This window comes from Curtobacterium sp. TC1, assembly GCF_019844075.1.
GTDB lineage: Bacteria > Actinomycetota > Actinomycetes > Actinomycetales > Microbacteriaceae > Curtobacterium.
Window position 1 is genome coordinate 897,610 of the sequence record NZ_CP081964.1, and the last position, 17,029, is coordinate 914,638.

General features: G+C 71.9%; 16 protein-coding genes. 11 read left to right on the forward strand and 5 right to left on the reverse strand.

The genetic code is table 11. The features are described from left to right. Positions 1-156 precede the first annotated feature (156 nt). The 3 genes from KZI27_RS05415 to KZI27_RS05425 are packed head-to-tail and all read left to right on the forward strand — an operon-like array spanning position 157 to position 3,004. Entirely contained in the window at positions 157-1,521 is a 1,365-nt protein-coding gene (locus KZI27_RS05415) for an FAD-binding oxidoreductase (protein WP_222659729.1), read from the forward strand. Further along, a complete protein-coding gene (locus tag KZI27_RS05420) occupies positions 1,518-2,360 on the forward strand; it encodes a creatininase family protein (RefSeq protein ID WP_222659731.1) in 843 nt (280 codons plus the stop codon). The genes KZI27_RS05415 and KZI27_RS05420 overlap by 4 nt, the downstream gene beginning before the upstream one ends. Continuing rightward, positions 2,357-3,004 carry a pyridoxal 5'-phosphate synthase gene (locus KZI27_RS05425; protein WP_222659733.1) on the forward strand — a complete coding sequence of 216 codons (648 nt, stop codon included), beginning with the start codon at positions 2,357-2,359 and terminating at the stop codon, positions 3,002-3,004. The genes KZI27_RS05420 and KZI27_RS05425 overlap by 4 nt, the downstream gene beginning before the upstream one ends. 243 nt (positions 3,005-3,247) lie before the next feature. Here the strand turns inward: KZI27_RS05425 and KZI27_RS05430 are convergent, their stop codons facing one another. The 5 genes from KZI27_RS05430 to KZI27_RS05450 form a co-directional block, all read right to left on the reverse strand. After that, a complete protein-coding gene (locus KZI27_RS05430) occupies positions 3,248-4,348 on the reverse strand; it encodes a Gfo/Idh/MocA family protein (protein WP_222659735.1) in 1,101 nt (366 codons plus the stop codon). Beyond that, positions 4,345-5,160, reverse strand: a complete 816-nt coding sequence (locus KZI27_RS05435) for a ThuA domain-containing protein (RefSeq protein ID WP_222659737.1) — start codon at positions 5,158-5,160, stop codon at positions 4,345-4,347. Before KZI27_RS05435 ends, KZI27_RS05430 begins: the two co-directional genes overlap by 4 nt. A gap of 47 nt (positions 5,161-5,207) precedes the next feature. Then, positions 5,208-6,098 carry a carbohydrate ABC transporter permease gene (locus tag KZI27_RS05440; protein WP_222659739.1) on the reverse strand — a complete coding sequence of 297 codons (891 nt, stop codon included), beginning with the start codon at positions 6,096-6,098 and terminating at the stop codon, positions 5,208-5,210. Then, on the reverse strand, positions 6,095-6,955 hold the full coding sequence (locus KZI27_RS05445; protein ID WP_222659740.1) for a carbohydrate ABC transporter permease: 861 nt from the start codon (positions 6,953-6,955) through the stop codon (positions 6,095-6,097). Before KZI27_RS05445 ends, KZI27_RS05440 begins: the two co-directional genes overlap by 4 nt. A 159-nt stretch (positions 6,956-7,114) precedes the next feature. Then, complete coding sequence (locus KZI27_RS05450; RefSeq protein ID WP_222659742.1) at positions 7,115-8,347, reverse strand: ABC transporter substrate-binding protein; 1,233 nt, start codon at positions 8,345-8,347, stop codon at positions 7,115-7,117. A gap of 153 nt (positions 8,348-8,500) precedes the next feature. Between KZI27_RS05450 and KZI27_RS05455 the strand changes: the two genes are divergently transcribed. The 8 genes from KZI27_RS05455 (at position 8,501) to KZI27_RS05490 (ending at position 16,997) form a co-directional block, all read left to right on the forward strand. Then, positions 8,501-9,517 (forward strand): LacI family DNA-binding transcriptional regulator, encoded by a 1,017-nt coding sequence (locus tag KZI27_RS05455; RefSeq protein ID WP_222659744.1) that lies wholly within the window; start codon positions 8,501-8,503, stop codon positions 9,515-9,517. A gap of 357 nt (positions 9,518-9,874) precedes the next feature. Then, complete coding sequence (locus KZI27_RS05460; RefSeq protein WP_222659746.1) at positions 9,875-11,194, forward strand: ABC transporter substrate-binding protein; 1,320 nt, start codon at positions 9,875-9,877, stop codon at positions 11,192-11,194. Then, positions 11,191-12,162, forward strand: coding sequence for a carbohydrate ABC transporter permease (locus KZI27_RS05465; protein ID WP_222659748.1), 972 nt, complete (start codon positions 11,191-11,193; stop codon positions 12,160-12,162). The genes KZI27_RS05460 and KZI27_RS05465 overlap by 4 nt, the downstream gene beginning before the upstream one ends. Next, positions 12,162-13,010 (forward strand): carbohydrate ABC transporter permease, encoded by an 849-nt coding sequence (locus KZI27_RS05470; protein ID WP_260233080.1) that lies wholly within the window; start codon positions 12,162-12,164, stop codon positions 13,008-13,010. The genes KZI27_RS05465 and KZI27_RS05470 overlap by 1 nt, the downstream gene beginning before the upstream one ends. Positions 13,011-13,133: 123 nt before the next feature. Continuing rightward, positions 13,134-13,871 carry an acyl-CoA dehydrogenase gene (locus tag KZI27_RS05475; RefSeq protein ID WP_261784109.1) on the forward strand — a complete coding sequence of 246 codons (738 nt, stop codon included), beginning with the start codon at positions 13,134-13,136 and terminating at the stop codon, positions 13,869-13,871. An 8-nt stretch (positions 13,872-13,879) separates the two neighbouring features. After that, a complete protein-coding gene (locus KZI27_RS05480) occupies positions 13,880-14,431 on the forward strand; it encodes a signal peptidase I (RefSeq protein ID WP_222659750.1) in 552 nt (183 codons plus the stop codon). Next, positions 14,428-15,153, forward strand: coding sequence for a hypothetical protein (locus KZI27_RS05485; RefSeq protein ID WP_222659752.1), 726 nt, complete (start codon positions 14,428-14,430; stop codon positions 15,151-15,153). Before KZI27_RS05480 ends, KZI27_RS05485 begins: the two co-directional genes overlap by 4 nt. Continuing rightward, positions 15,150-16,997: a choice-of-anchor G family protein gene (locus tag KZI27_RS05490; RefSeq protein ID WP_222659754.1), complete on the forward strand. Its 1,848-nt coding sequence runs from the start codon at positions 15,150-15,152 to the stop codon at positions 16,995-16,997. The genes KZI27_RS05485 and KZI27_RS05490 overlap by 4 nt, the downstream gene beginning before the upstream one ends. Positions 16,998-17,029: the final 32 nt, after the last annotated feature.

The window sequence follows — 17,029 nt, forward strand, 5'->3', positions numbered from 1 at the left end:
CGGGAGCCGGCCAACAAGCGGACGGGAGGCGCGGTGCCACGCCGCCCCGCGCCTCTCCCCACCGGCACGGCCGGTCCGCCGCTGGCGCGTCGCACCGGAACCCGCGGCGTGGGCCCAGTCCGTCGTCCCCGCACCACCCACCCACCAGGAGTGAGCATGACCACCGTCACCCCCACCTCCGTCGAGGCGCTGCGCGCCGAGCTCGTCGCACTGCTCGGCGAGCGCGGCGTGAGCGCCGACGAACGCACGCGGGCCCGCGCCTCCGTCGACGAGGCCACCATGAGCCCCATCCTCAGCGAGCAGCTGCCCCTCGGCCTCGCCGACCTCGTCGCGTCGCCGGCCACCGCCGACGACATCGCCGCCACCCTGCAGGCCGCGGTCCGGCACGGCGTCCCCGTCACCACCCGCGGGAAGGGCACCGGCAACTACGGCCAGGGCATCCCGCTGCACGGCGGCCTGGTCCTCGACACCTCGCGGGCACGCGCCGTCGTCGAGGTCGGCGACGGCTGGATCACCGCCGAGGCCGGCGCGTCCATGGTCGCCCTGGAGCAGGCGGCCGCCGCCACGGGCCAGCAGCTCTGGATGTACCCGTCCACCGCGCAGTCGACCATCGGCGGCTTCCTGTCCGGCGGGTCCGGCGGCACCGGGTCGATCGCGCACGGGTCGAACTGGCAGGGCTTCGTCACGGCGCTCGACGTCGCGCTCCCCGGCGCCGACGAGCTGCTGCACGTCGAGGGCGACGAGGCGCAGCCGTTCGTGCACACCTACGGCACCGCCGGCGTCATCGCCCGCGCCACCGTCCGGCTCGAGCCGCTGCAGGAGTGGCGAGCCGTCTACGCGGCGTTCCCCACCTTCGAGGACGCGCTCGTCGCCGTCCGCACGCTGCGCGGACTCGACCCGGTGCCGCGGCTCGTGAGCGCCGACCGCGCCGAGATCGCCGCGACGCTGCCGTCCGACCTGGCCGTCCCCGACGACCGTGCGAGCCTGCGAGCGATCATCGACGACGTCGTGCTCGACGAGGCCCGGGCACGCATCGAAGCCGCCGGCGGTGAGGTCCTGGACGTCCGCGAGGGGCTGCAGCAGACCACGAAGGTGTCGATGCTGTCGTACAACCACCCGATCTGGTGGCTGAAGCGGAACACGAGCGACACCGAGTACTTCCACGTCGAGGTCGGCGGCGAGGCGCTCATCGACCGGATCGCCGAGGTCGAGGCCGTCTACCCCGGTGGCATGCTCCACATCGAGGCCGCGCACGTCGGACCGATCGGGATGCTCACCGCGCCGTACACCGGCGCCGAGGACGTCTACGCCGGCTACCCGGTGCTCCGCGAACTCGGCGTCCGGGTGCACAGCCCGCACCAGTACTACGTCGACCACGGCGTCGAGGAGCTCGTGGCGCTGAAGCAGCGCACCGACCCCGCGGGGCTGCTCAACCCCGGGCACGTCATCGACCCGTCGCTCGTGGTCAGCGGTGGCTCCACCGCGTCCGCGCAGCCCGTCGTCCCGGGGTTCGGCAAGTGAGCGCCGGCGTCGCCACGGTCCGCTCGCGTCGGCTCGCGGAACTGTCGGGTCCGGCCGTCGCGGCGGGCTTCGGGCCGGACACGATCGTCGTGCAGCCCACCGGCGCCGTCGAGCACCACGGCCCGCACCTGCCGCTCCTGACCGACCACCTGCTCGCCGAGCACATCGGCGGGGCGGCGGTCGAGCAGGCCGCCGCCGAGGGGCTGGACGTCTGGCAGCTCCCGACGCTGTCGTTCACGAAGTCCGACGAGCACAGCTGGGCGCCCGGCACGGTGTGGCTCGACAGCGACACGATGTTCGACACCGCGGTGCAGATCGGCCGCGCGGTCGCCCTCACCGGTGCCGGCACCCTGGTGTTCGCCAACGGGCACGGCGGCAACGTCGCCCTGCTGCAGGTCGCCCTGCGTGAGATCCGGAAGCGCTACGGGTTGAAGACCTTCCTCATGCCGACCCTCGCCCGCGTCCCCGGTCCGGACGGCGAGGACGCGGACGAGCTCGGGCTGGGGATCCACGGCGGTGCGGCGGAGACGTCGATGATCCTGCACCTGCGCCCGGACCTGGTCGACATGTCGCTCGCGGAGCGATGGGTGCCGGAGCACATCGCCGGCTTCGAGAAGATCGCCTTCAACGGCGGCCCGGTGTCGTTCGGGTGGTTGTCCGACGACTTCGGGACGCCCGGGGTCGTCGGCGATGCCAGCCGGGCGACGGCGTCGTACGGTGCCGTCCTCTGGGAGCACTCCGTCGCCGAGGCCGTGACGTCGCTGCACGAGATCGCACGGTTCGACCCGGCGGTGAGCCGTCCGGCGGTGGCCCGCCCCGCCGACGCTGCGGTCTCGTGACCGTGCCGCGCGGGGCGGGCGTGTCCGACCCGGGCACGCCCGCCCCGGCGGCCGCCGTCGACGACTTGTCCGTGCCGACGGACCCGTTGACCCTCGCGGCGTCGTGGCTCCCCGCCGCGGCCGACGCCCCGGGTCCGACCATGACCCTCTCGACCGTCGGGCTCGACGGCTACCCCGACGCCCGGACGGTCCTGCTCTCCCTGTTCGACGGGGAGCGCCTGCACTTCCACACCGACTCGCGCAGCCGCAAGGCCGCCGAACTCGCGGCGGTGCCCCGTGCCGCGGTGACCCTGCACTGGCCCGAGGCCGCGCGCCAGCTCGTCGTGGTCGGCGACGTGGCGCCCGTCTCCGACCACGAGGCCCGTGCGGCCTACGCGGCCAGGACGCCGTACCTGCAGGCCCTCGCGTGGGTCAACGACCACGCCTCCGCTGCGGACACACCGGCCCGGCGCCGGGAGGCCTGGGCGGCGTTCGACCGCGGACGGGCCGGCACGGACCTCGAGCCGCCGAGCACGTGGGCGGGGTTCGCACTCACACCGGTGCGGATGGTGTTCTGGCGCGGGGCGACGGACGCGGCGAGCAACCGGCTCGCCTACCACCGGCGCGCGGACGGGTCGTGGTCGTGGGAGTCCTGGCCGGGGTGACCGCGCGCCGGGGCCGCGCCCTGGTCGTGGGGGAAGGCGGACGGGAGGCCCGTGGCGGCGTCGCCACGGGCCTCCCGTCCGTCCTTCGGTCGCGTCCACCGCACGCACCGCGCCCGGCGGGAGCGGTCGCGGTCCCGCGACGCGCCGCTCACGTCCGCCGAGGTTCCGATCGGGAGTCTGACGGACGCCGACATGCCGAGATCTCGGAACCTCGGGGGAACACGCGCGGGCGAGCCGTGCGCCCTACGACGCGGGGACGGACGCGCGCAGGGCCTCGCGCACCGAGCTCCACGCCGCCAGGCGGTCGCGGACGGCGTCGTGTCGCTCGGCGGCGAGTGCCTCGGCGTGCGCGCGCTCGAGCACCTCGTCGATGACGATGCGCTGCCCGGTCCGGGTCGAGGCGATCGCCGCCTCGACCATGGCGAGGCTCATGACGTTGCCGTGCACCTCGCCGTCCGGGGTCTCGCCGGAGCGCACGGCGTGCACGAACGACCTGAGCGCACCGGCGATCTCGTACCCCACGCTCGGTGCGGGCGACGGTGCGCCAGCGGTGCCGTCGAGGTCGCTGGACGGGTCGTGGTCGCCGTCCCACAGCGCGGTGCCGGCGGCGCCGGAGGCCCGCCAGTCGCCGTTCCACGAGGTCTCGGCACCCGGCGCGCACCACGAGCCGTCGTACACGTAGCGGACGTCGTCCTCGAAGGCGAAGACCGCCGCAGCGGCCGCGTCGCCGCGGTACCAGGACCACGACGGGTTCCAGGACTCGCAGTACACCGACACCGGGTCCCGTTCGAGCACGTAGCGGGCGGAGTCGAACGCGTGGATCGCCATGTCGAGCAGCAGGACGTCGTCCATCTGCTCGCGGAAGCCGCCGAAGTGCGGAGCCTTGGCGAACCGCGTGCTCAGCCCGCCGATCGCACCCAGGCCGCGCACGTGCTGCCGGAACGCGACGAGCTGGTCGTTGTAGCGACGCGACTGCGACACCATGAACAGCTTGCCGGTGGCCTCGGCCGCCGCGGCGAGCGAGAGTGCCTCGGCGACGGTCTGCGCTGCCGGCTTCTCGCCGAGCACGGGGAGTCCGGCGTGCAGCGCCTGCAGCGTGACGGGGTGGTGCGCGACCGGGACGGTGATGTCGAGCACCGCCTGCGCGCCGGTCTCCGCGGCGAGCACGGTCAGCTCGGTGCCGACGGGGATGCTCGGGTCGCCGGCGTGCGCGGCCCCGGCCCGGGCGACGTCGAGGTCGAGGTCGACGATGCCGACCAGCTCGACGTCCGGGTCGGCCGCGACGGTGGCGAGCCAGGCGCGGCCCATGCCGCCGGCGCCGACCTGCACGACGCGGAGGGTCATGCCTGTGCCCCTTCGTGCTCCTCGACGGGTGCGTCGGTCGCTGGTGCGTCGTCGAACGGGCCGCGGTAGTGCTGGCCGTCGAAGTACTCGCCCAGGTCGTAGCGGCGGAGCGTCGGGATCGCGCGCTCGCGCTCCGGCCGTGCCCACTCGGTGGCGTTCGCGATCACGCGGCGGACGTCCTTGTGGTGGTAGACGGGGAAGTCCTGGTCGCCGGGGGAGAAGTAGAAGATCTTCCCGAGGCCGCGGCGGTACGTCATACCGCTCCGGAACACCTCGCCACCGGTGAAGCCCGAGATGAAGACGAGCTCGTCGGGGGTCGGCACGTCGAAGTACTCGCCGTACATCTCCTGCTCGGGGATGACGATCGGGTTCGGGACACCGCGGGTGATCGGGTGCTGCGGGTTGACGGTCCAGACGAGTTCCTGGTCGTGCTCGCTCCGCCACCGCAGGGTGCAGGTCGTGCCCATCAGCTTGCCGAAGATCTTCGACCAGTGGCCGGAGTGCAGGACGACCAGGCCCATGCCGGACAGCACGTGCTTGTGCACCCGGTCGACCACGGCGTCGTCGACGTCCTGGTGCGCGGCGTGCCCCCACCAGGTCAGGACGTCCGTCGCGGCCAGGACCTCGTCGGTCAGGCCGTGCTCGGGCTCCTGCATGGTGGCGGTCCGGACGACGGCGTCGGGGAGGTTCTCGCGGATGCCGTCGGCGATCGCGCCGTGCATGCCGTCGGGGTAGCGCTCGGCGACGTGCTGCTCGACCTGTTCGTGGACGTTCTCGCCCCAGACGGTGATGCGCAGCGGGGTGGTGGTCATGGTGTGCCTTTCTGGCTGGGATGCGTGGAGGCGTCGGTCCGGTGCCGTCACTTGACGGCACCGCCGAGGGCACCAGCGGAGATGTACTTCTGCGCGAAGATCAGCAGGACGGCAGCGGGCAGGGACGCCAGCACCGAGGTCGCCATGACGGGCCCCCAGTCGGTGACGTTCGACCCGATGTAGTTGTAGATGCCGAGCGTGATCGGTCGCACCGCGGTCGTCGACGTCAGGGTCAGTGCGATGAGGAAGTCGCCCCACGCGCCGAGGAACGTGAAGAGCGCGGCGGTGACGATCGCGTTCCGGCTGATCGGGACCACGATCGAGACGAACGCCCGGAAATCGCTGGCGCCGTCGACCAGGGCCGCTTCGACCAGGCTCGGCGGGATCGACTCCATGAAGGCCCGCATCAGCAGGATGGCGAAGGGCACCTGGACCGCGCTGTCGGCCAGGATCAGCCCGACGTAGCTGTTGAGCAGCCCGATGTTGTTGAACAGTGTGTACAGCGCGTTCGCGATGACGATCGCCGGGATCATCTGGGTGATGAGCAGCACGAGCAGGAACATCCGGCCGCCGCGCATCCGGAACCGTGCGAGCCCGTACGCGGCGGGCGTCGCGATGGCCAGCGTCAGCAGGACGGTGCCGAGCCCGATGATCATGCTCGACAGGAAGTTCTGCCCCTGCTGCGCGAACGCCGCCTCGTAGCCGGCGAAGGTCGGGGAGAACGGGAACCACGTCGCCGTGGCGGCCCCGGACGTCGCCTGGAGGCTCGTGTTGACCATCCAGTAGACGGGGAACACCATGATCGCGAGGAACACGCAGCCGAGGATCGTGAACGGGATGCCCTTGACGGAGCCGCGCGGCCGGGGTGCCCGGGCGCTCCGTTTGGTGGTGATCGCGCGGGTGGCGGTGACGGTCTGGTTCGCGAGTCCGACGCTCATTCGTCGACCGCCTTCCGGGAGATCGCGATGTAGACCATCGCGAAGACGAACGAGACGACGATGAGCACGTTGCTGACCGCGGCTCCGATGCCGAACTGGAAGTTGATGAACGACTGGTGGTACGCGTTCGTGGCGAGGGTCTGGGTCGAGTTCGCCGGCCCGCCGCCGGTCAGGCCGAGGATGATGTCCACGACCTTCAACGTGTAGACGACCCCGAGCACGACGACGACGCTGACCACCGACCGGATGCTCGGCCAGGTGATGTACCAGAACGCCTTGAACCCGGTGGCACCGTCGAGCGAGCCGGCCTCGTACAGCTCCGGCGGCACGGACTGCAGACCGCTGTAGAGGATCGTCGTGTTGAACGGGATGCCGAGCCAGACGTTGACGCCGATCACGGCGATGAGCGCGAGGCTCGGGCTGACCAGCCACGGCACCGGGGCGATGCCCACCACACCGAGGAGCTGGTTGAGCGCGCCGCTGTCCTGGTCGAGCAACCACTTCCACACCGCGCTCGAGGCGATGAGCGGCAGCAGCCAGGGCAGGAGCAGGAGTCCCCGCAGGAAGCCGGACAGCGGGAAGTGCCGGCGGAAGAACAGTGCGAGGCTCAGCCCGATGACGAACTGCAGGATGATCGAGCCCGCCGTGAACAGGGCGGTGTTCACGAGGCTCGTCGTGAAGACCGAGCTCTGGAACACCGAGATGTAGTTGGCGAGTCCCACCCACGGGGCCTCGCCGGTGAAGAAGGTCGCCGTCGTGTAGTCCTGGAAGGACATGACGACGTTCTTCACCACCGGGTAGCCGAAGAAGACGGCCACGAAGACCGCCGCTGGCACCACGAAGAGCCATCGGGTCACGCCGGATCGGAACCGGGCTCGTCGCTGCCCGGGTCGGGGTGTCGTCACGGACGGGATCGTCCGTGGTCGTGTCTGTGTCGAGGCGCTCACGCCGGGGTCCTTTCCTCACGCGGCGGGAGCCGACCGGGTCGGCCGGCTCCCCACTGCTCGTGCGACTGACTACTGCTCCTGCGACTGCGCCTGCTTGAGCGCTGCCTCGGGGCTGGCCTTGCCGGTGAGGGCGAGCTGGACGGCGGTGTAGATCTTCGTGGCGGCCTTGGGCCAGTCGGGTCCGAGCTCACCGGTGCGGGCGCGGGCGGTCTGCACCGTGGTCACGAAGGACGCGACCTGCGGGTGGTCCTCCGCCCAGGCGGCGCCGGCCTCGAGGTTCGTCGGCACGTTGCCGCTCACCTCGGACAGGGTCTTCTGCATCTTCTGCGTGTGGAGGCAGCCGACGAACTTGCCGGCGAGCTGCATCTTGTCCTTGTCGCCGGTCTGCGGGACGGTGAACGCCTCGCCGCCGAGCGGTGCGACCGTGGCCTCACCGGTGCGCGTCGGGATCGGCACGCTGTCGAACTCGAGGCCCTTCTTCTCGTTGAGCGCCGGCAGCTGCCAGGGGCCGTTGATCATCATCGCGGCCTTGCCGGCCAGGAACTGGTTGTTGACGTCCGCCTGCGCCCAGTTGATCGAGCTCTTGGACATCGAGCCGTCGTCCTGCAGGTCCTCGACGAGCTGCAGGGCCTGGGCGGCCTCCGGCGTGGCGATGTCCTTCTCGTCGCCGCCGTTCGACCAGAAGAACGGCAGGAACTGCCAGGTGCCCTCGTACGTGTTGATGTTGCTCATCGCGAAGCCGTAGGTGGACCCGCTCGTGAGCTTCTTCGCGGCGGCCTTGAGCTCGTCCCACGTCTTGGGCGGCTCGACGCCGGCGTCCGCCAGCAGCTTCTTGTTGTAGTAGAGCGCGATGGAGTTCGTGTTCGACTGCAGGCCGTAGAGCTTGCCCTTGTAGGTGCTCGCCGCCTTGACGCCGGGGACGTCGCCCTCGGCGCTCAGGCCGTAGTCGCTGAGGTCGGAGAGGGCACCCGAGGACGCGATCTGCTGCACGTCGGGGTTGTCGAGCATGAGGACGTCGGGCAGCGTCTTCGAGGATGCCTGCTGCAGCACCTTCGAGATCAGGCCGGCGCCGGCGACGTGGTTGATCGTGACCGTCGCGCCGACCTCCTTCGCGCACTGCTTGTAGACCGGGTTGTAGTTCGCGTCGTAGTAGTCCTCGATCGTCAGGGCCTTGCTGCCGCCCGACGAGGCCGATCCGGAACCGGAGCAGCCGGTGAGGACCAGGGGGATCGTGGCGACGACGGCGACCGCGCCGACGAGGGCGCGCGTCCGGCGCGACGGGGAAGTGAACTTGTGCTTCATTGCAGAGCTCTTCTCTTGACGGATGCTGGGGCAGGCACGCATCGACGAGGCCGCTGACGTCATCGTCGCTGTGCTCCTGGGGCGAGAAGCTAACAGATAAGCGCTTCACCTGTAAAGCGCTTTTCTGACTTCCTGCGCGCTAGGATCGGCGGCATGGCCACGATGCAGCAGGTCGCCGATCGGGCGGGGGTCTCGATCGCCACCGTGTCCTTCGTGGTGAACGGGACGAAGTACGTGACCCCCGGCACGACCGCGCGGGTGAAGACCGCGATGCGCGAGCTGAAGTTCCGCGGCAACGTCGTCGCCCGAGCGCTCGCGAGCCGTCGGACCCGGATCATCGCGCTGCTGTTCCCGACCACCGGCAACCGCTTCAGCCCGACCACCTCGCAGTTCTTCATGAGTGCGGCGGAGCGTGCGTCCGAGCGGGGGTACCACCTCGTGCTCTGGCCGGTGGACCCCGCCGGCGACGACCTCGACGACCTCGTCTCCGGCGGCCTCGTGGACGGCGTCATCCTGATGGAGGTGCGGATGGACGACCCCCGCGTCGCGGTCCTCACCGACCTCGGCGTGCCGTTCACCCTGATCGGCCGGACCCGCGACAGCAGCGGTCTGCCCTTCGTCGACATCGACTTCGAGACGACCATCGAGGACAGCCTCGACCACCTCGAGGCACTCGGGCACCGCCGGTTCGGACTCGTGCTCGAGGACCTCGGAGGCACCCCGATGGCCGGCTACGCCCCGCACCTGCGCGTCGAGGCGACCTTCCGGCGCTTGATCGCTGAGCGCGGGCTGGCCGGAGCGGTCGTCACCGCCGGGCCGGGCAGTGACGGCGGACGGCAGGCCACGAGCGACCTGCTCGCGGCCGACCCCGACGTCACCGCGGTCCTCGTGATGAAGGACGACTCCACGGCCGGTGTGCTGGTCGGGCTGTACACCGCCGGGCGGCGGGTCCCCGAGGACGTCTCGGTCCTGAGCATCGCGTCGTCCGAGGCGAACGCCGACCAGCACTACCCGCGGTTGTCCACGATGGTCGCCCCCGGTCAGGAGCTCGGGATCCGGGCCGCCGACGCCCTCATCGAGCAGCTCGACGGCACGTCCGACGACCTGCCGCACTTCCTGCTGCCGTGCACGCTGCGCACCGCGGAGTCCACGGCCCCCGCGCCCGCCTGACCCCCCCCGGCCCCGTCCGAGTCTCGGGGCCGCGCCCCCGAGACTCGGGCGCAGCGACAGTTCTCGCGCCGGCGCCCCCGAGGACTGTCGCCCACCCCGAGACTCGGCCCGCGCCCGTGACGTGGTCAGGAGATGGACGGGAGGCGCGGGGCGGGCCCGCACCGCGCCTCCCGTCCGACGGATGGTCACGTGACCCGCCCGCGAGACTCGCGCACAGCGACTCGCCTCGCGCCGTCAGCCCCAAGGACTGTCGCCCACCCCGAGACTCGGCAATGCGCGCCCCCACCCACCCGGCGCTCAGGGTCCGTTGGTTGTGTGGATGCACAGGTTCGCAGCACCACACGTCGAGGAGGACGGATGGCCATCGACCGCAGGATGTTCCTGCTCGGGGGAGCGGGGGTGCTGCTCCTCGCGGGTTGCTCCACGCGCCCCGAGCGCACGCTGGTCCAGGACTGGCCGACCGACCCGCCCGAGGGCGAGGCGACGATCAGCTGGTGGGCCGGCCAGGTCGCCTCGAAGGACGGCGGTGACCTTCGCCGGCGGCTCATCGCCGAGTTCCAGAAGGAGCACCCGAACATCCGCGTCCGGATCGTCAGTGCCCCGAGCGACACCGACACCAACCGCACCAGCCTGACGACCCAGATCGCGGCGGGCAGCAGCACACCGGACGTCTACCTCGGCGACGTCGCGTGGCCCGGGCAGTTCGCGAAGAACAAGCTCGCGACCCCGGTGAACGAGCTCGTGGGGGCGGACTTCTTCGACCAGTTCCCCGAGGGCCTGCGGCAGGCGGCGAGCGTCGACGGGACGTACTACATGTTCCCGCTCTACATCGACGAGTCGTTCTTCCTGTACCGCAAGGACCTGCTCGCCAAGCACTCCCTGCAGGTCCCGGGGTCGTGGGAGGAGGTCCGCGAGACCGCCGCGAAGCTCGTCGACACCGGCGACGTCAGCTACGGGTTCGCGTTCCAGGGCGACGTCTACGAGGGCCTCACCTGCAACGTCACCGAGTTCGTCGCGGACGCCGGGGGCTCGCTGCTCAACGACGACCTGACCAAGCCCGAGACCACGAGCTCCGAGACCAAGCGCGCGTTCGAGTTCATGCGCTCCCTCGTGACGTCGGGTGCGTCACCCCGGGCCACGCTGACGTACCAGGAGCAGGACACGAACGACGCCTTCTCGGGCGGCCGCGCGGCGTTCCTGCGCAACTGGTCGTACGCATGGGGGATCGCGAACGGACCGGACAGCCAGGTCGCGGGCAAGGTCGGGCTCGCCGCCCGCCCCACCTTCGACGGGCAGGACGAGCACCACTCGACGATCGGCGGGTGGGGGAACTACATCAACCCGCACACGCAGGAGCCCGCGGCGGCGCTGACCTTCGCGCGCTGGATGTCGAGCGAGACGGCGCAGCAGTTCCTGACCCGTGAGGGCGGCGTCCTGCCGGCCCGGAGCGCATCGCTCGTCAGCGAGGACGCGAAGCGCCAGGAGCGTCCCACCTACGACACCGCGGCCGGCATCACGCTCGTGCCCCGTCCGACGTCGACGGCGTACTACCCGAAGGTCTCGCAGGGCGTGTACCAGAACGGCAACAGCATCCTCGGCGGCCAGGCGTCCGTGGACGGCGGCACGAGCACGATGGCCTCCGCCATCGCGCTCGCCCTGAAGGGTGAGGCGCTGTGAGCGCCGGCACGGCCACGCGGTCAGACGAGCGGCCGGGAGGCACGGCTCGCCTCGACCCACCGCCCCGGCTGAGCGGACGGTCGCGGCTCGACCGCATCCGCGCGCGCGGTGCGTGGGGATTCGCTGCCCCGGCGCTCCTGGTCGTCGCGGCGGTGACGATCTTCCCGGTGGTCTACTCGATCGTCCTGAGCTTCGCGGACGTCGAGGTCGGCTACGAGGGGTTCACGATCCAGTCGTTCGGGCTGGGCAACTACGCGGCCCTGCTGCAGAGCGCCGACTGGTACCGGGCCCTCGGTTTCACGGTGCTCTACACGGTCGTGACCGTCTCGGTGGAGCTCGTGCTCGGCATGCTCGTCGCCCTGGTGCTCGAGCGGCTCGGGGCCACCCGCGGCTGGATGCTCGCGCTGATGCTCATCCCGTGGTCGCTCGTCACCATCGTGAACGCGCAGCTGTGGAAGTACGTCTACGACAGCACCTACGGCGTCGCGACGTGGTTCTTCGGCCTGTTCGGGGACGCCCCGGTGATCCTCGGCGAACCCGTCCCGGCGATCACGGGCCTGATGGTCGCGGACATCTGGAAGACGACGCCCTTCGTGGCGATCATCCTGCTCGCCGGGCTCGTGCAGATCTCGGAGGACCACTACGAGGCCGCCGAGCTCGACGGTGCCAGCACCTGGCAGACGTTCTGGCGGGTGGTGCTGCCGCAGCTCACGCCGACGCTGACGATCGCGGTGCTGTTCCGCATCCTGCAGGCCTTCGGGGTGTTCGACCTGCCGTTCGTGCTGACGAACGGCGGGCCGGGCACCGCCACCCAGTCGCTCGCGATCATGGGCTACAAGGTCCTGTTCCAGGACATCAACATCGGACCGGGCGCGGCGATCGCGACGTCCACCGCGATCATCGTCGCGGCCGGGTGTCTGCTGTTCCTCCGGGCGTTCCGGAACCAGGCGAAGGGAGGGGATTCCTGATGCCCCGTCAACGTGTGCGCAAGGGCTGGCGGAAGTGGGTCAACACCGTCAACGTCAGTGGTGTCGTCATCGCGGTGCTCACGGCGCTGCCGCTGTACTGGCTCGTGTCGACGTCCCTCAAGCCGGCGTCGGAGATCGGGCAGTCGCCGCCCACCGCGTTCCCACGGTCGATCACGTTCGACAACTTCGTCGTGGCCTTCCGCGACAACGCGCTCGGGCAGTACATGGTCAACAGCGTCATCGTCTCGGTGTCGACCACGGTGATCGTGCTCGCGCTGGCGTTCCTGGCGGGCTACGCGCTGGCCGGCCGGTTCATCCGGGGGCGCACGGCGATCATGACGTCGCTGCTCATGCTCTCGGTGTTCCCGGCGATCGCCGTGCTGACGCCGCTGTACCTGCTCGAGCGCAACCTCGGACTGCTCAACTCGTACCCGGGGCTGATCGTGCCGTACGTCGCGTTCAACCTGCCGTTCGCCATCTGGATCATGCGGAACTACCTGGTCGGGATCCCCTCGACGATCGAGGAGGCGTCCGAGATCGACGGAGCGGGAGCCTGGCGGACCGTGCTCAGCGTGATCCTGCCGATGGCGAAGCCGGGGCTGTTCACGGTCGGTGTCTTCACGTTCACGGCGTCGTGGAGCGAGTTCCTGATGGCGCTGACGTTCAACAGCGAGAACTCGTTCCGGACGATCCCGGTCGGCATCGCGTTGTTCGGCACGCAGTTCACGGTGCCCTTCGCGCAGATCTTCGCGGCGAGCGTCGCCGCCACGGTGCCGATCGTGATCCTCGTGCTGGTGTTCCGCCGCTCGATCGTGTCGGGGCTCACCTCCGGCGCCGTCAAGGGGTGACGTGGCCATTGATTCCTGAGGGATAGTCCGTCAGGATCGGAGCAGACGTCGACGGCGACGGCCGGGACCAACCACCCCGACCGTGGCCGCCACCGATCGGCGTCACGGATCAGGAGACACGTCATGGCTGACAGCACCGCGCTCCCCAGCGCCCGGAACCACGGCCGACGCGCCGCGGACGACACCGCTCGCCGTTCCCGGCGCCGCAACCGGGTCCTCGCGCTCGCGGCCGGTGGCGTCCTCGTCATCGGCGGAGCCGGGTACACGCTCGCGTCGTGGACGGACACCGAGTGGGTGTTCGGCGGCGACGGGTCGGGCGGACCCGGCGTCGGCACGTCCGGGTTCCAGGTCGAGCAGAACGTGACGGCACCGTTCACCGCGGCGGGGTTCACCTCGGACGAGACGAACCCGGGGCAGGCCCTCCGGTTCACGGTCGATGCGCTGGCGCTCTCACCGGGCACGGCGACCTACGCACCCGTCGCCCTGCGCACCACCGCCGACTCGATCGCCGGGGACCTCGTGCTCCGGGCAGCGGTCCCGGCGGCGGGCGTCGCGGTCACCGACCCCGACGACGTCCTGTGGAACGCCCTGCAGGTCCGGGTCGCCGCGATCACGGACACCACCGCCGTGTGCGACGCCACCGCGTTCGACGTGCCCTGGACGAGCGTCGCGTCCGGGCCGCTCGGCACGGCTGCCGCGACGGTCGCGCGGCCCCTCGCCGCAGCCGGCGGGTCGACGCAGGTGTACTGCTTCGAGGTCTCGCTGCCGGAGTCACCGACGCTGCCCGCGGGCACCACGGTCGACGCGCTCCAGGGGCGGACGGTCGCGCCCGCGTGGCAGTTCGCCGCCGAGTCCGACTGAGCGCGGCCGTGCGCGGATCCACCGCGCCGACGTCCTCCGACGAGGGCACGGCGCCGCCCCGTCGTCCCGCCGACCGCGTGCGCACCGTCGTCCTGACGGTCGCCGGCGCGGTCGGGCTCACGTGCGTGCTCGCCTGGGCGGCCGTGGCGGTCACCGGGCTGTCGTTCGTCGTCGTCACCACCGGGTCGATGGCCCCGACGATCCCCGCCGGCGGGCTCGCCATCACGCACCGCGTGCCCGCGGCCGAGGTCACCGACGGGGACGTCGTCACGGTGCCGCGCGCGGGGTCGAGCCTGCCGGTCACGCACCGGGTCGTGGCGGTGGACCGGGTCCCGAGCGACGCGGCCGCACGCTCGTTGACCCTGCGCGGCGACGACAACGCGTCCGACGACCGTGACCCGTACGTCGTCCGGCACGTCGGCCTCGTGCTGGCGCACGCTCCCGGCCTGGGATCGGCGCTCGTCGTGGTCACGAGCGCCCCGGCACGCGGGCTGGCGGTCGCGGTCGTCGGCGTGCTCGTCGCGTGGGCGTTCTGGCCGGCCCGTCGGGAGGACTCGTGAACCGCGCCGTCGCCCTCGTCGCGGCCGTCGCCGCCGTGCTCGTCGGTGCGGCGGGCATCGGCACGACCGCGGTGGCGGTCGCGTCGACGGACTGGAGGCCCGTGGCCGAGACCGGCACGCCGGGCCGGTTGGTGCTGCACACCGGTCCGGAGCCCCTCGTGCTGCCCGGGGCGGGGGACCGCGGGGACGTCACGTGGCAGGTGCGGACCCGCGTCGACGAACCCGGTCCGGTCACCCTCGACCTGCAGCTCCTGGGACGGGGCGGCCTGCCGGGCGGTGCCGACGGGGTCCTCGTGTCGGTGGAGACGTGCGACCAGCCGTGGCGCGACCCGTCCGGTGACCCCGCGTGCGGCGGACAGGAGGCAGCGCTCGTCGACGCCGTCCCCGCCTCCGACTGGGCGGCGACCGCACCGTCCGTCCGTGTGCCCGACCCGGACGGCGTCGGCGAGGCGTACCTGCTCGTCCGGCTGACGCTCGGCGACGCCGCCACCACGGTGCCCCGGACCGCGGAGCTGGGAGTCGGCGTGACCGCCGGCGGCGACGACCCGGCCGTGTCGGGGCGCCCCGCTCGCGGCGACGGCGACGGCGACGAAGCCGGTGGTGTCGGTCCGGTCGTCCTCGCGATGACGGGCGGCGGGTTCGCGGGACCGGTGCTCGTCGCGGTTGCGGCCGTCCTCGCCGGCGTCGCACTCCGACTCCGACGTCCCCGGAGCCGGTCGTGACCCGGCACCCCCTGCACCTGCGTCGCGGCCGGCTCGCGGTCGTCACGGGCATCGTCGCCGCGGCGGCACTCGTCACGCCCACAGCCGTCCCGAGCACCGCGTCGTGGACGGACCGTGCGTGGGCGAACGGGGCCGTCGGGACCTCGTCGTTCGACTGCGGAACCGACGCGGACTACACGTCGACGGCCTCGAGCCGGTTCCTGAGCGGGAGCATCGCCGGCGTCGACCTCGACGACGTCGCGACGGTGCGCGGGGTCGACGTCGCGAAGACCGGGGCGGCGCCGGCGTCCGTCGAGCCCGCCACCGCGCCCGAGCTCGGCACGGGCGGCCGCCCCTTCACGCAGGCGTTCGGCAACCCGCTCGACGTCGGCCTGCTCGGGGACGTGGCGGGCATCGACCTCACCGGCCTCGGCCTCGGGCTGCCAGCAGGTTCGGCCGGCGCGGTGAACCAGGTCGCGACGGCGTCGGGCACGGGTGAGGCCGTGGCGGCGTCGGGCCTGGTCGCGGACTCCGGCGGCGTGCTCGTCACGCCGTCGACCCCGTCCGGCGACCTCCCCGATCCGGCGTCCATCACGCTCAGCCGCGCGCTGCCGGGCATCGCGGACGTCACCGACGTCGGGCTCGACGTCGGCGCGGTCGGTGCGAGCGCACAGCTCGCCGGGTGCGACGCCATCAGCGACGAGGTGTGGGGCGGGGTCGTCCAGCGCACGCTCGCGACGAACCTGCGGGCCGCGGTCCAGCGGGCCGCCGCCGACAGCGGTCCCGCCGGACTCGAGCGGGACTACGGGATCGCGAGCCTGGACCTCCGTGTGGACAGCCCGCTCGTCGGCGCGCTGGTCACGGCGGTGGACGACACCGTGGTGCAGCTCGACGCCGCCGTCGACGCGCTCGGTGGGAAGGACGGGGTGCTCGCCCGGACGATCGAGCAGAGCGTGCTCGGCGTCCTCGGCGGGCTGACCGGCAGCCTCGGGCTCGGCACCATCGGCGGCACGGTCGAGATCACCGGGCCGGACCTGGCGGACGCGGTCGCGCCGCTGCTCGCCGAACCCGTGCAGGACGCCGGCGGGACGCTGTCGCTCGACCTGTCGAAGGGGTCCGTGCGGGTGGACCTCGCGCACCTGCTCGGTGACGACGCGCACGGTCTCAACGACCTGCCGCCCAACCACGAGGTGGTGCTCGACACGGTCACCCTCGGCGCGCTGGCGGACCGGCTCGGGCAGGTGGTGGATGCCTGGGCCGCGGAGATCACGACGGCGCTGACGACCGCACTCGGGTCCCTGTACGTCCGGATCGCCCTCGCGGCCGACCTCAGCGCACCGCTCGCGCTCGGCATCCGTGTGAAGATCGCCACGCTGTCGATCGGCGTCGACACCGGCATCGCGGCGCTGATGTCGGGGCAGACGAAGCTCTCGGTCGGGGTCGCGCTGCTCGGACTCGACCTGGGCGGACTGCTCGGCGTGGTCACCGGCCTCGCCACCTCGCTCGTGAACCCGTTGACCCAGGCGGTGGTGGGGACGCTCACGACCCGGTTGTTCGCGCTCGTGGGGACGCTCGGTACGACGCTCACGACGACGATCGGTGGTCCGGTCGTCCGGGCACTCGGGACGGTCCTCGCACGCCTGCCCGGGGTGCTCTCCCTCCGGGTCAACGTGCAGCAGGACCTCGACGCGGCTGCGCCCCCGGCCGGCCGCGCGACGACCGGGCGGTACACGCAGACCGCGCTCCGCCTGTCGATCGCGGATGCCCTGGTGCCGGGCGGGCTGGCCCGCATCGACCTGGCCAGTGCCGTGGTGGGGCCGAACTCGGTGTCGCTCCTCGGGGCCGTCCGCGCCCGAGATAGGTAGCATCGTTACCTAACTGCGCATGGTGGACAATC